Here is a 14,444-nt window from a genome sequence, read left to right on the forward strand (position 1 = left end):
ATTCACACCTCCCTCGGGTCGGTGATCTCGCCGTAGAGGGCGCTCGCCGCCGCCGTCGCCGGCGAGGAGAGGTAGACCGACGCCTGAGCGCTCCCCTGCCTCCCCCGGAAGTTCCGGTTCGACGTCGAGAGCGAGACCTCACCCGGGGCGAGGAGGCCGAATGCTCCGCCCATGCAGGGGCCGCAACAGGGCGCTTCCACAAGGGCGCCCGCCTCGACGAACCGCTCGATCAGCCCCCCGCGGAGGGCCTTGAGGTACTCCGTCCGCGAGGCAGGGATGACGATCACCCGGACGCCGTCGGCGAAGCGGTCGGCGTTCCCGAGCACCTCGGCCGCCTCGAAGAGGTCTTCGTAGCGGCCGTTCGTGCAGGAGCCGATGAAGACCTGGTCGACCTTCGTCCCGGCGACCTTCGTCACGTCCACGACGTTGTCGACGTTGTGCGGGACGGCGACCTGCGGGGCGAGGTCGGTGACGTCGTAGTGCCGCCGCTCCCGATACCTCGCGTCCGCATCGCCCGCGAGGTCGAACGGCTTGATATCACGCCGGGCGGTGACGTAGTCCCAGGTGGCCGCATCGGGCGCCACGATCCCCGCCTTTGCCCCCATCTCAATCGCCATGTTCGCGCAGGTCATCCGGCCCGCCATGTTCATCTCGCGCATCGCCCGGCCGGTGAACTCGAGCGCCATGTAGGTCGCCCCGTCGGCGCCGATGTCGCCGGCAAGGGAGAGGATCAGGTCTTTTGCCCCGACTCTTTTGCCGAACGCACCCTCAACCTCGACCAGAATGCTCTCGGGCACCCGGAAGTAAAGCGCCCCGAACTTCAGGACGAACCCCATATCGGTCGAACCGATCCCGGTCGCAAACGCCCCCGCCGCGCCGTAGGTGCAGGTGTGGGAGTCGGTGCCGACGATGATCTCGCCCGGCGCCGCCCGCCCCTTCTCCATCACGACCTGGTGGCAGACGCCCTCGAGGAGATCGTAGTTGTGGATCCCCTGCTCTTCAGCAAACTGCCGCATGAAGACGTGGTTCTCGGCGGCGGGTATCGAGTCGGCGGGTACCTGGTGGTCGAAGAGCATAATGATCCGTTCAGGATCGAATACGCGTTCTCCACCCATCTCGCGAAAGACCCTGACCGCAAGCGGGCCGGTGATGTCGTGGATCATCGCTGCATCCACGGGTGCCATCACTACCTCTCCCGCACGGACGGGTCTCCCGCACCGTTGCGAAAATATCTTTTCTGCGATAGTCGCCGACATACAGTATCGTGTTCTGGTACGCGTTCCGGACGTATCTAATTTGCCCGGGCGCGCCCGGCGGTGCAGTTAATCGGAGCCCGTTGTGGCCGATTTCCGGGACAGTATCCTTATGTGGCCCCGTGCGGATTCTATAAGGAGAAGCGATGACCGACGGACCGACCCCGGCGATGCGACAGTATTACTCAGTGAAGGCCCGGTACCCCGATGCCGTCATCTTCTTCCGGATGGGGGACTTCTTCGAGACCTTCGGCGAGGACGCCGGCGTGGTGGCCCGGGAACTCGACATCACCCTGACGGCCCGGGGCAAGGATAAGAACGGCGACCGGATGCCGCTTGCGGGCGTCCCCCATCACGCCGTCGACGGTTACATCGCCCGCCTGGTAGCGAAGGGCTACAAGGTGGTGATCTGCGACCAGGTGGAGGATCCGAAGACCGCGAAGGGCGTGGTGAAGCGGGAGGTCACGAGAGTGATCACCCCCGGGACGCTGATCGACTCATCGATGCTCGGCTCAGCCGGCGCACACTACCTGATGGCGGTCGCCCCCGACCGGAAAGATGCCTTCGGCCTCGCGTTCCTGGACGTCTCTACCGGCGAGTTCTTCGTCTCCTCGGGGAGCGGCGGGCGAGACTACGCCGAGATCGTCTCGGAGGTCGTGAGGCACCGCCCCTCAGAGGCAATAGTTCCCGAAAGCCTCGCAGACGCGCTTCCCGCCCGGCTCGAAGCCCTCGGGGTGACGGTGAGCCGCTACCGCGACGACGCCTTCGATATTGACGCGGCGTACGAGCGGCTCTGCGGGCAGTTCGGGACGGCGACGCTCGACGGCTACGGGTGCGCGGGAATGCCGGGCGCGATCGCCGCCGCCGGAGCAGCGCTCCGCTACGCCCAGGAGACCCAGCAGTCGCCCCTCTCCCACATCTCGGGACTCTCGACGCGGGTTCCGTCGGGGAACATGGCGCTCGACGCGATCACCCTCAGAAACCTGGAGATCACCGCGGGCATCCGGGGCGAGGGCGACGCAAACACCCTTCTTGCCGCACTCGACGCCACGGAGACATCGATGGGGAGCCGGACGATGCGGTCGTTCCTGATCGCCCCCCTGCTCGGGAAGGATGCTATCGAGGCGCGGCTCGACGCGGTTGAGTGGTTCTTCGAGCACGCGCTCGAGAGACAGGCGCTTCGCGCGACTCTCGGCGACTTCGCCGATATCGAGCGGATAGCAGGGAGGATCGCCTACGGGAACGCCGGGCCGAGGGATCTCGCGACACTCCGGGAGTCGCTCGAAGCGATCCCGGACGTAAAGGAACTCTTCCCCGCCGATGCCCCGGCCCTGGTCCGCGAGGCCCTCGCCGCGATGAGCGACCACGCTCACGCCGTCGACCTCATCGGCCGGGCGATCGTCGACGACCCGCCGGCACGCGCGGTGGCCGGCGGGATGATCCGGGAGGGGTTCAATGCCAAGCTCGACGAGTTCCGGCACCTCGCGACGACCGGGAAAGACTGGATCGCGGAGTTCCAGCAGCAGGAACGGGAGAGAACCGGGATCAAGTCGCTCAAGGTAGGCTACAACCGGGTCTTTGGGTACTACATCGAGGTGACGAGACCGAACCTCTCCCTGGTGCCGCCGGAGTACGAGCGGCGGCAGACGACCGCGAACGGCGAACGCTACACGATACCCGACCTCCGGGAGAAGGAGGCGATGATCGCGACCGCCGAAGAGCGACTTACTGCCCTCGAAGCGGAGATCTACGCCGAACTCGTCCGGACGCTCACGGCGGAGGTCGCCGGCCTCCAGGCGACCGCACGGGCGGTGGGGCTCCTCGACGTCTATGCGGCGCTTGCCGAGATCGCCGCCCGCTACGGCTACACCCGCCCGGTGATCGAGGAGAGCGGCCGGATCGTCATCCGCGACGGCCGCCACCCGGTGGTGGAGCGGCACCTCCCGGTCCCGTTCGTCCCGAACGACACGGAACTCGACTCCGCCGGCGACCAGATCATGATCATCACCGGGGCGAACATGGCCGGCAAGTCCACCTACATGCGGGCGGTGGCGCTCTGCTGCATCATGGCCCAGATGGGGAGTTTCGTCCCGGCCCGGCATGCCACCGTCGGGATCGTCGACCGCGTCTTCACCCGGGTCGGGGCGTTCGACGACCTCGCCTCCGGACAGTCCACGTTCATGGTCGAGATGCTGGAACTTGCAAACATCTTAAACAACGCGACGGCGAGAAGCCTCGTCATCCTCGACGAGATCGGGCGGGGGACGAGCACGCTCGATGGGTGTTCGATTGCCCGGGCGGTGGTGGAGTTCCTGCACGGGAAGGCGGTCGCGGGGCCGAGGACGCTCTTTGCGACCCACTTCCACGACCTGGTCGATCTCGAAGGATCGCTCAAACGGGTGAAGAACTTCCACTTTGCGGTGAAGGATACCGGAACCGACGTTGTCTTCCTCCGTAAGATCATCCCCGGCGCGACCGACCGGAGCTACGGCGTCCACGTCGCACACCTTGCCGGGATCCCGAAGAAGGTGACCGACCGGGCGATGGAACTCCTGAAGGAGGCGTCGACCCGGGAGCTCCCGGCCGGGGTGCGGGCTCCCCGCTACACCCAGATGCTCCTCGTCGACCCCGGCGAGGGGGTCGTGGAGGAGAACCCGGCGGTCCGAGAACTCAAAACCATGAATCCCAATGAGATGACTCCTATCGAGGCGCTGAACACCCTCTGCAGGCTCCAGAGGCTCGCGAACGGGGAGAGGAGTGAGCGATGACGAAGATCCGCGTCCTCGACCCCGACACCGTGAACCAGATCGCCGCCGGCGAGGTCGTGGAGCGGCCGGCATCGGTGGTGAAGGAACTCCTGGAGAACGCGATCGACGCGGGGTCGACGAGCATCCTCCTCGACGTCTCCTCGGACATGGCGGGGATCACGAAGATCCGGGTGACCGACAACGGGGAGGGCATGAGCGGGGAGGAGGCGGCCCTCGCGTTTCACCCCCACGCAACGAGCAAGATCCGGGAGATCGCCGACCTCTCCGCCATCCGCACCCTCGGGTTCCGGGGGGAGGCGCTCGCGAGCATCGCCGCCGTCGCGGAGGTGACCCTGGTCACCCGTCCACGGGGAGGGGGAGCGCTCGCCGGGACGCGGATCGTCGTCAGGGGCGGCGAGGTTGTGGAGGAAAGCGAGGTGGGAGCACCGGAGGGGACGACAGTCGCGGTGGAACGCCTTTTCTACAACACCCCCGCCCGTCGGAAGTTCCTCAAAAGCAGGAACACCGAGCTCGCCCACGTCTACGCGGTCGCAGAAAGTCTCGCCCTTGCCCACGGCGAGGTCGCCTTCCGGGTGGTGCAGAACGGCAAGGAGCGGATGGCGACCCAGCGATCGGGAGGGGGCTTAACCACCATCGCGGGGCTTTACGGCGCCGAACTCGCCAGGTCGCTCGTCCCGGTCGAGGGAAGGCTCCCGTTCCTCCGTATCGGCGGCTACATCTCCCGGCCGTCGGAGAGCCGGGGGAACCCCTCGCAGATCTCCGTCAGCATCAACGGGAGAAGCATCTCCTCCCGGCAGATCGCCGCCGCCGTCCGGGAGGGCTACGGCACCCTCCTCCCGAAAGACCGCTACCCGGTGGCATTCCTCGAACTCTCGATCGACACCGGTCTCGTGGACGTCAACGTCCACCCGACCAAACGGGAGGTCCGCCTCTCCCGGGAGCGGGAGATCACGGGGGCGATTGCGGCCGCAGTGGAAGAGGCACTTACAAAGCACGACCTCACACGCGAAACCCCGGACGAGCCGGTTCAGCAGCAGATCGTACCCGGGGGGGCCGAACCGGTGCCGTCACCGCCGCCGGTCGCCGAGTCCGGGGCATCCTACACGGCCGGCCACCGAAGCTTCACCCTCTCTGACAGGCAGCTCCGCCGGACGGAGACGGAAGGCGGAGAGAACCTCCTCCCCGCGATGGAGCCGATCGGACAGGTGGCCGCGACCTACATCGTGGCGGAGGGGAGCGACGGCACCCTCTACCTCATCGACCAGCATGCGGCCCACGAGCGGATCCTCTACGACCAGGTCTCGGAGCAGCGCGACAGGGCGGCCGGGTCGCAGGAACTGATCACGCCCGTCGTCGTCTCGCTCCCCCCGAAGGAGTCCGCTGCGCTCCGTGATGCGATCCCTCTCCTCGCAGACGGCGGGTTCGTCGTGGAGGAGTTCGGACGGGACACCTTCGCCGTCCGTGCAGTGCCGGCCGCCCTCGGCGCGGCCGAAGACCCCGGGACGATCCGGGAGGCGATCGCCGACCTCCTCGCCGACGAGTCACGAACCGCCCCTGACCGGCGTGAGGCGGTCACCTGCATCGTCGCCTGCCGTGGGGCGGTGAAGGCCGGCGCCATCCTCACGCCCGAGCAGCAGAAGCGTCTCCTCATGCAACTCGCCCGGACGAAGACCCCCTGGGCATGCCCCCACGGGAGGCCGACGGTCGTGGCGTTCGACAGACGCAAACTCGACGGGATGTTCAGGCGGGGATGAAATCACCCGGGCGCCGCGATCTGAAATACCGGCGATAAACCCTTTTTTTAAAAATCAACGGGAAAAAGACGCCCCAAAAAACAAAATAGCGTATCATAATGGATTTATCCCGGGAGATCAGTATGATTATACGTCGCAGCGGACACCCGCTGCAGACGAAACGGATTGAACTATACGATACCAGTCCAGCAGATTCGCCTCCGTATGAGAGAGGATAACTGGTACGGGCCCAGATACACGACCGGACTGTCGAATAGCAGATCGGTATTCTCGCCCGCGGCCCTCCTCTCCGGTCACCCGCGAGATCCTGCTGGGAAAGAACAGGTGACGGGGAAACACCCCTAAACGTCCTGCCGGAGATGATTGTCTCTCGACAACACCATCTCCCCGCCACCTTTTTTTCTGATGATCCCGAACTCACGGTCAGGGCTGTTACTCTCGGTGCTTCCGGATAGGGGTGCGGGGCAAAAAAAAGTTAGAGGAAACGGAACGACTCCGCCGTCGGAGCCGCGTCGACGTTGTAAACATCGTACTCGGGGGGGAAGACCGTGTGCATGACCGAGTAGATGACGCCGTCGTTGACGCCGTAACGGATGACGAAGGTATACCGGTCCTCATCGACGATGGGGACGGAGAAGACCGACTCGTACGCCGGAACGCCGTCAAGGGAGATCTCCTCCGTCGAGACCCATTCGGCACCGATATCGGTCTTGAGATTCTCGGCGTAGGTCGCGTTCAGCGCTTCGAGAACGTTCTCGACGTCCCCTTGAGTCGAAAGCGGGTTCGTGTTCACGCGAACCTCCTCGTGCTTATCCGGCGAGGAGAACCAGACGCTCTCGCCGGATTCGGTGTAGAACCACCCCTCCGGGCAGGTGACGGCATACCCGTAGGTGGCGTTGACGTAGGTGCCGTTCCCGGGAACGGGTGCCGGGGTCGGGGTCGGAGCCGGGGTAGGCGGTTGGGTCGGGCCGGGGTCGGGCGGTTGCGGCGCGGAGAGCCCCGGCAGCAGAACCGCCAGGACAACGACGAGGGCAACCACGAAGACCCCGGCGATCAGCAGTCTCTCTGTTCTCATACTATCCGGTACGTAGCCCGGGAGAAGATAAATATCCTTCAGTCAGGCTGCCGGGTCGGGCGCAGGGGCACGAAGATCGGCGAGCAGGTCGTCGACAGTATTCACGTATTTCACCCGGATGCCGAGGTTCTCCTCGATATACTCTTTTGAATCCACAATGGGCGGCCATTGCCGTGATATTCGCAGTCCGCCGAACGATCGGGTTCCCTCATGGTAATCGAACACTTGATTGTTCTCGTCGGAGAGGATGAGGAGCGTCTTCCCGCCGCGGCGAGCAGCCTCGGCCTTCTCGAGGATCCCGCCGACCGGGCCGATCCTCCCATCCTCGTCGATGGTTCCCGTCACGGTCACGCTCTCGTTGAGCGGGACATCCTCCAGCACCGAGAGGAGGAGCGCGGCCATCAGCGCCCCCGCACTGGGGCCGTCGATCTCGGAGATATCCTCCGGCCCCTGGATGCTGAAGATGATGTCGCTCTTCGTAAGATCCGCACGGGACCGGTTGGCGGCGACGACGACCGCGAGGTTCGCGGCGTCCTGAAAGGCTATCCCCATCAGAGGCGTCGTCTGGACGAGCACCCTCCCTCTCCCGGGCACGACCTCGACCGAGACGTTCACCATCGCCCCCTCTTCGGTCATCTCCTCGTAGAAGAACGGGCCGCCCCGGTCGACCTCGATCTTCTGGAGGATGACCGGCGCCTGCATCGAGGCGGCGCTTCCGTTTTCGACCGCCTCCACGGGGAGGAGGGGGGCGACGGTCGCGGTCGGGAGGGGTTCGGCCTCCCCGGGTCTGGAGAGCGCCGGGGAGAGGTCGTCCGACGGCATGAGAACAACGGCCAGGAGGAAGACATTCGCAACAAGCGACAGAACAAGCAGAATTGTCAGGGTCCTCTCCCGTATGCGCATATGCTGCCCGAATACCATGCATCCGGATATATAATTTTCTGGTGAGCGACGTTCCGAAGGAACGGAGCTCGAGCACCCCAAGGTGCGAGTTGCGGCGGCCCGAAGAACGACTTTCCCGCCCAGGTCCCATGCAGGCCCGGGGCAGGAAAAAAACGGGGGCAACACCGGGCGGAGACGTTTAGCGTTTCGCCTCGAGATCTCTGCAATCCGGCCGAGTTAATCCACATCAATTAACCCAAGCCCAAAAGAGAACCGTTTTTTACCTCCCGAAGAGATTTCTCACCAGTTCGGCGGGACCGCTCCCGATGGTGGTCTGTTCCCGCTGTATACCGGATTACAGGAGTAACAATAATGAAAACCAGTTACATGCTCTGCACACTCATCATCGCAGCAGGCATACTCTGCTGCGGTTGCACGACAACAACAACGCTGGAAGATCCGGCCGCGACACGAACGATCACCGACATGGAGGGAAACCGGATCACGCTTCCTGCAGAGGGGGCGACGTTCGGTGTCTTCGGAGGCCCCATCAGCCAGGTGCCCTACCTCCTCGGAGCGAACGCCAGTGTCACTGCAGTCACGAAAGGACCGCAGATGATGGAGATGATGCAGGAGATGGACCCGGGCATCATCGATAAACCGGCGCCGCGGACGACAAACGGCAACGTGAACATCGAAGAGCTCCTGGTCGCGAACCCCGACTGCGTCATCGCCTTCGATGTCGACGGGAAGATCGTGGAATCCCAAACCGATATCCCGGTCATCTGCCTCTCCGGGACAATGAGCGACGGGTTCGATGAGATGCGGCAGGAGATCACCTTCATGGGCGAGGTCTTCCAGAACCCCGATAGGGCACGGGCCTACATCGATTACCTTGATGGAACCCTCGCGTTCCTCCGTGAACGCACTGCCGATATCCCCGAAGACGAACGCGTCACCATCTTCTTGGGCGAGGGCGTAAGCCATCTCCAGACGCTTGGAGGCGACACGTTCTTTACCGAGTGGACCGACGCTGCGGGATGCAGAAACGCTGTCGCCGGCATCGAGACCACGCAGGGACAGCAGGAGGGAATGCACACGGGTATCAACGAGATCTCGATGGAGCAGGTCCTTGCCGTCGACCCCGACATCATCATCATCGATACCGGCAGCCCCGCCGACCTTGAAAACGACAGCCGCTGGAAAGAACTCAGTGCCGTCAAAGACGGCCGTGTCTACAAGCAACCTACCGGACTCTTCCTCTGGAGCCGGCCGTCCGCCGAGTCCGCCGTCCTCTACCCGCTCTGGCTTTCCTACGCTGCCTACCCCAACCGCTTCGAGGACGTTCCGCTCACCGACCGGGTGAAGGACTTCTACACTGAGATATACGGCTTCCCCATCACCGATGCGCAGGCGCAGAAAGTCATCGACGGCACCTACGGCAGCGTGACGTTCGGCCAGGTGAAGCAGTCCGGATGAGACCAGAGCCGACAGGCACCCGGGATGCGCACGGGGGGGGAGGAGGGGGAGCCCCGGCGACCGGAACGGCAGCTGCAACGCCGGGACAGGCACTCAGCAGGAGTTGGGGTGAGCAGCATCCCGGCACCATCCTGGTGCTCCTCCTCGGCGTGCTCGGGGTTGCAGCGTTCGTCGCCCTGATGGCCGGCCGGTACATGCTCCCGCCTGAGACGGTTATAGCGGTGATCCTGAGCTCGGTCTTCCCAATCGAGGCGACCTGGGGAGCAACAGCGGCCTCCGCCGTCGTCAACGTCCGCATCCCCCGGATCATCGCCGGCCTCCTCGTCGGAGCCGGGCTTGCCGTCAGCGGGGCCTCGTTCCAGGGGATGTTCAGGAACCCCCTGGTCTCCTCGCAGATCCTCGGCGTGGCCTCCGGCGCGGGCTTCGGAGCGGCGATCGGCATCCTCCTCTCGGACAGCCTCGTCCTCGTCCAGATCCTTTCGTTCGTCTTCGGCCTGCTCGCCGTGGGGATGGCCTACGGGCTCAGCCGGGTCAGGAGCACGACGCCGATCCTGATGCTCGTCCTCTCGGGCATCGTGATCGCATCGCTCTTCTCGGCCCTCACCTCGATGGTGAAGTACGTGGCCGACCCGATGAACAAGATGCCGGCGATTGTCTTCTGGCTGCTCGGGTCGCTCAACCACGTCTCGGCGCCGGACCTGATGGTCCTCGGCCCGATCGTCGCAGTCTCGATAGGAGGGCTGCTTGCTGTCCGGTGGCGAATCAACGTCCTCACGATGGGCGACGAGGAGGCACGGGCGCTCGGGGTGAACACCGAGCGCTTAAAGGTCGTCATCATCCTGCTCTCGACGGTGATCACCGCTGCTGCGGTCTGCATGAGCGGGATCATCGGGTGGATCGGGCTTGTCATCCCGCATATGGGACGGATGCTCGTCGGACCGGACAACCGCTACCTTTTGCCGGTCTCGGTCCTTCTTGGTGGATCGTTCCTGATCGTCGTCGACACCATCGCAAGGACGGCAGCCCCTGCCGAGATCCCGATCGGCATCCTGACGGCGGTCATCGGGGCGCCGATATTTGCGATACTCCTCCGGCGGAACAACCCGGGGTGGTGAGCATGGGGAACCGCATCAGCGTAGAGGATATATCGTTCAACTATCCGGGCGGAGCCGCCGTTTTTACGGGCATCACGCTCGCCGTGGAAGAAGGATGCGTATACTCGCTCCTTGGTCCGAACGGCACGGGGAAGTCCACGCTTCTCAAGTGCATGGCCGGGCTCATCTCCCCCTCGCAGGGCCGCGTTCTTCTTGACGGCCGCGACATCGCAGGGATGCAGCCGCACGAGATCGCCCGGCAGATCGGGTTCGTTCCCCAGACGCAGGTCTCGCCGTTTCCGTTCATGGTCAGGGACATCGTCCTGATGGGCAGGGCGTCCCACCTCGGCCCGTTTGCAACCCCGTCGGCAGAGGACGAAGAGATTGCTGCCGACGCTCTCGACCGGGTCGGCATCTCTCGCCTCGCCGAGAGGCCATGCACAGGGATCAGCGGCGGCGAGTGGCAACTTGTCCTGATCGCGCGGGCGATTGCACAGCGTCCGGGGATTCTCCTCCTCGACGAGCCGACGTCCCACCTGGACCTCGGCAATCAGGTGCGGGTGCTCAACGTCATCGGGGGACTCGCAGAGGACGGAATGACCATTGTCGTTGCGACCCATTTCCCCGATCACGCGCTTCTGACGTCGAACCGGGTCGCAATCCTGAAAGATCAAAGAATCCTTGCCATAGGGTGCCCCGAGGAGGTTATCGGCGAGGATACGATGCGTCGTGCCTACGGCACGGACGTTCATATCGTACACCTCGGCGATCCGATCAACCGGCGGATCTGCGTACCTGTGGCAGGAAAGGTGATACCATGACCGAGCAACCACATAACCAGTTCACCGGCAGAGGTGCCGGGAGGATGGATGCCATCGCCAAAGGGCCGTTTGCGCCGATATACCCGGTCATCGCCCAGCAGATCCTCGATACCTGCAGTATTTCCGCAGGCAGATGCATCGATATCGGATGCGGGCCGGGACACCTGGCAATGGCGCTCGCGGCCGCAAGCGACCTTGTTATCGACGCTCTCGACTCATCGGCCGATATGCTTGAGATAGCAGAACACAATATCCGGAAGGCCGGGCTCGCCGATCGCGTACACCCGGTCCGCGGCGACGTCAATGACCTGCCCTACGACGACGGCTCCGTCGATCTCATCGTGAGCCGCGGCTCGCTCTTCTTCTGGGAGAATCGGGTGCGGGCGTTCTCGGAGATCCGGCGGATTCTCCGGCCCGGCGGAAGGACGTTTGTTGGCGGAGGATTCGGCACTCCTGCCCTGAAGGCAGCAATTACAGAGAAGATGCGCGAAATTGACCCGGAATGGGAGGCAAAGGCCGCGGAACGCCTCTCACGGAAGAACAAGGATGCCATCCGCCGGGAACTGGAACAGGCAGGGATAACGGCATACGATATCCACGAGGATGAAGCCGCGTTCTGGATAATCATGGAGAGGTAATAGCGGATGCAGTGCAATATTTGCGAGGTCGGGTGCGATATCCCGCCGGGTGGGAGCGGGAGGTGCCGGATGTACCGGCATGACGGCACCGGGATCGTCGAACGGTTCCCCGACACCTTCCTCGCCGCATTCCCCGTCGCCATCGAGACGCTGCCGATGCTGCACTTCTTCCCCGGCGCGAAGTTCCTTCAGGTCTGCACGGTCGGGTGCAACCTCTCGTGCGGCGGGTGCGTCTCGGAGATACTCGTCGGGCACGCCGAATCGCTTGCAGCCTCCGGGACGGCACTCACGACCGGGGATCTCCTCCGCCTCGCAGCCGATCATGCCTGTACCGGGATCGCCTTCGCGCTGAACGACCCGATCGCCTCTCTCCCGACCTTCTGCCGTCTTGCGGAGAGGGCAAGGGAGCAGAGGCTTCTCGTCGGCTGCTCCACGAACGGCTACATGACCGAAGCGTCCGCGCTCTACCTCCGCGAACGGATAGACTTCGCGAACGTCGGGCTCAAGGGGTCAACCGATGCGAGTTACCGTGCCTGCGGTGCGAAGAGCGCCGCACCGGCCTACCGCACAATCCGGCTGCTCCACGAGGGCGGGGTGCACGTCGAGGTCTCGATCGTCTACCGCCGCGGCGGGGAAGAAGAGGTGATGGGGGCAGCACGGATGCTCGCGGCGATCTCCCCCCATATTCCTCTTCAGGTGATGCGGTTCGTCCCCTTCGGCGATGCGGGGCTCGGCGAGGAGCCGACGATCTACGCGAGCGAAGAACTCTGCGACCGCCTCCGCAATATCCTCCCCTGGGCCTACCTCTTCAACTCGCCGGGAACAGCGAACTTGACGACCTTCTGCCCGGCATGCAAAAAACCCTGCATCGAACGCGAGTTCTTCGGGCCGATGGGCGCCCACCTCGCCGGAGAGGCCCGGACAGCCTGTGCGTGCGGGCATGCCCTGCCGGTCCGGGGTGCCGCGAACCCCGAAGTCTTCTACGAACCGGGTATGATGGGAGGCTACCGGGCGACCAGGGGGCTCGAGATGGTCTGGGCGATCCTCGCCTGCCTCGGTGTAGAGGGGCAGGCGGACCTCGCCCGGATCTGGAGCGAGGTGCTCCGGACAGGGATGCTCGGGAAAGAACTGCATGACCGGATGAACAACATCGACGCATACCTTGATCTCGTCATGGACTTCGCGCATCGGGCCGGGCGCGAGGAGGCAGGCAGGGAACTCTGCACCTACATCCGGGAGCGGCTGGACTTCGTCCGGGAAAGGGTGGTGGATGCCCCGCGCCCCCGGGTCTACTACGCGATGGGGCATCCGCTCTTCGCCCTCAACCCCGGCAGGTTCGAGGGGAAACTCGTGGAGGCTGCCGGCGGAACTTACGTCAACCGGGCGATCGGCCGGGAAGGAAAACCGGGTGTCAGCATACCGCGGGAGGAGTTCATCGCGCTTGCGCCCGAGTATCTCTTCACGTCGGGCTTCCTTACCTCCACGGTGGAGGATACTCTCCGATACTGCGCGGAGCACAATCTCGACGTGCCGGCGGCCAGGAACGGGCGGGTCTACGCGATGCACCCCTCCTGGGACTTCGGGAGTCCCCGGTGGATCCTCGGCCTGATGACGATCGCAAACGTCCTCCACCCCGACCGGTTCGCCTTCCGGATCGATGAGGAGGCGGACGAGTTCTACCGCCGGTTCTACGGGGTGCCCTACCGGGCGTCCGCAGCAAACCGCTCGTTCGCCCACCCCGGGACGGAGCGGCGGTAGCGAGGAGACCGGACTCCCTCACTCCAGCCCTTTGACCGCCTCCATCTCAAGGCGCACCATGGGGACGTGGATGCGGCCGTCGGCCGGGGGGAACCTCTCCACGTATCGGTTCGCCACCCCTTCGATGAACGTCGGTCGGACGTCTTCGGGCAGCGGCTCCAGGTAGAGGTGCCAGGTGGTCCGGACCCACCCCATGAGGCCCTCAAGCAGATCGAATATCATGTCCTTCCCGATCAACTCGACCCGCAGGGGCGTGAGCCCTGCCGCTTCCAGCAGTTCGCGCTCCTCTTCTGGGCCGTAGAAAGCGTAACGGGAGGACGGACCGCTGGAGAATCCCCTCCACGGCTCTTCCGCGAGCATCTCGTCCGCGATCTCGAAGAGCGGCGCGGCATTGCCGCTCCCGCCCATCTGGAGGATGATCCTCCCTCCCGGCCGGAGAGCGCAAGCGATGCCCTGAAATACCCTGCCGTGGTCAGGAACCCAGTGCAGGGCAGCGTTCGAGAAGACGACATCGAACTCCTCATCGAACGGCAGATCGAGCATGTCGCCCTCCATGAACCGGAGATTCGGATACCGTTCCGGGGGGAAGCGCTCCCGGGCAAAGGCGATCATATCGCGGGAGAGATCGAGGCCGAGCGCCGAACCGGAGGGGAGGCAGGCCGCGAGCTCCGCGGTCACCTTCCCCTCCCCGCACCCGAGGTCGAGCACCCGCTCGTCGCCGGCAAGCGCGAGCTTTTCAATCAGTTCATGTGCCCAGGCCCGCTGGGCGGCGGAGTGGCGGTGGTAGTCATCCGGGTTCCAGGCATGCGTGATGATACTTCCTCCGTGCAAGTTAGCCCGACCGGAACAGCGCTCAGGCTCTCACGGACGAGGTATCGCCGTCACAGAACATCAAGACACCGGCACAGGATCGCAGCGGACA

At 64.5% G+C, this 14,444-nt stretch carries 11 protein-coding genes; 7 read left to right on the forward strand and 4 right to left on the reverse strand.

Annotated elements, in window-relative coordinates; genetic code table 11:
• Positions 1 to 2: 2 nt before the first annotated feature.
• Complete coding sequence (locus tag MchiMG62_RS11520) at positions 3 to 1,256, reverse strand: 3-isopropylmalate dehydratase large subunit (RefSeq protein WP_221057081.1); 1,254 nt, start codon at positions 1,254 to 1,256, stop codon at positions 3 to 5.
• Between the two features lie 143 nt (positions 1,257 to 1,399).
• On the opposite strand from MchiMG62_RS11520, the gene mutS reads away from it, so the two are divergent.
• Positions 1,400 to 4,021 carry a DNA mismatch repair protein MutS gene (gene mutS, locus MchiMG62_RS11525; protein ID WP_221057082.1) on the forward strand — a complete coding sequence of 874 codons (2,622 nt, stop codon included), beginning with the start codon at positions 1,400 to 1,402 and terminating at the stop codon, positions 4,019 to 4,021.
• The gene (gene mutL / locus MchiMG62_RS11530) at positions 4,018 to 5,775 is read left to right on the forward strand and encodes a DNA mismatch repair endonuclease MutL (protein WP_221057083.1); all 1,758 of its coding nucleotides are present in this window, start codon (positions 4,018 to 4,020) and stop codon (positions 5,773 to 5,775) included. Before mutS ends, mutL begins: the two co-directional genes overlap by 4 nt.
• 475 nt (positions 5,776 to 6,250) lie before the next feature.
• On the opposite strand, the gene MchiMG62_RS11535 is transcribed toward mutL, so the two are convergent.
• Positions 6,251 to 6,850 carry a PsbP-related protein gene (locus MchiMG62_RS11535; RefSeq protein WP_221057084.1) on the reverse strand — a complete coding sequence of 200 codons (600 nt, stop codon included), beginning with the start codon at positions 6,848 to 6,850 and terminating at the stop codon, positions 6,251 to 6,253.
• Between the two features lie 42 nt (positions 6,851 to 6,892).
• On the reverse strand, positions 6,893 to 7,753 hold the full coding sequence (locus tag MchiMG62_RS11540) for a S16 family serine protease (RefSeq protein ID WP_221057085.1): 861 nt from the start codon (positions 7,751 to 7,753) through the stop codon (positions 6,893 to 6,895).
• Between the two features lie 351 nt (positions 7,754 to 8,104).
• Here MchiMG62_RS11540 and MchiMG62_RS11545 point away from each other — a divergent pair, with 351 nt between their 5' ends.
• From MchiMG62_RS11545 to MchiMG62_RS11565, 5 genes are read left to right on the forward strand one after another with little or no spacing between them, the layout of a single operon-like run.
• Complete coding sequence (locus tag MchiMG62_RS11545; RefSeq protein ID WP_221057086.1) at positions 8,105 to 9,211, forward strand: ABC transporter substrate-binding protein; 1,107 nt, start codon at positions 8,105 to 8,107, stop codon at positions 9,209 to 9,211.
• Positions 9,208 to 10,326: a FecCD family ABC transporter permease gene (locus MchiMG62_RS11550; RefSeq protein WP_221057087.1), complete on the forward strand. Its 1,119-nt coding sequence runs from the start codon at positions 9,208 to 9,210 to the stop codon at positions 10,324 to 10,326. Before MchiMG62_RS11545 ends, MchiMG62_RS11550 begins: the two co-directional genes overlap by 4 nt.
• Before the next feature lie 2 nt (positions 10,327 to 10,328).
• Positions 10,329 to 11,126 (forward strand): ABC transporter ATP-binding protein, encoded by a 798-nt coding sequence (locus MchiMG62_RS11555; RefSeq protein ID WP_221057088.1) that lies wholly within the window; start codon positions 10,329 to 10,331, stop codon positions 11,124 to 11,126.
• Positions 11,123 to 11,764 (forward strand): class I SAM-dependent methyltransferase, encoded by a 642-nt coding sequence (locus MchiMG62_RS11560; RefSeq protein WP_221057089.1) that lies wholly within the window; start codon positions 11,123 to 11,125, stop codon positions 11,762 to 11,764. Before MchiMG62_RS11555 ends, MchiMG62_RS11560 begins: the two co-directional genes overlap by 4 nt.
• Positions 11,765 to 11,770: 6 nt before the next feature.
• Positions 11,771 to 13,522, forward strand: coding sequence for a radical SAM protein (locus MchiMG62_RS11565; RefSeq protein WP_221057090.1), 1,752 nt, complete (start codon positions 11,771 to 11,773; stop codon positions 13,520 to 13,522).
• Between the two features lie 18 nt (positions 13,523 to 13,540).
• Here MchiMG62_RS11565 and MchiMG62_RS11570 read toward each other — a convergent pair whose 3' ends face one another.
• Positions 13,541 to 14,353, reverse strand: coding sequence for a class I SAM-dependent methyltransferase (locus MchiMG62_RS11570; protein ID WP_221057091.1), 813 nt, complete (start codon positions 14,351 to 14,353; stop codon positions 13,541 to 13,543).
• Between the last annotated feature and the right edge of the window lie 91 nt (positions 14,354 to 14,444).

It is taken from the genome of Methanoculleus chikugoensis, from assembly GCF_019669965.1.
GTDB classification, from domain to species: domain Archaea; phylum Halobacteriota; class Methanomicrobia; order Methanomicrobiales; family Methanoculleaceae; genus Methanoculleus; species Methanoculleus chikugoensis.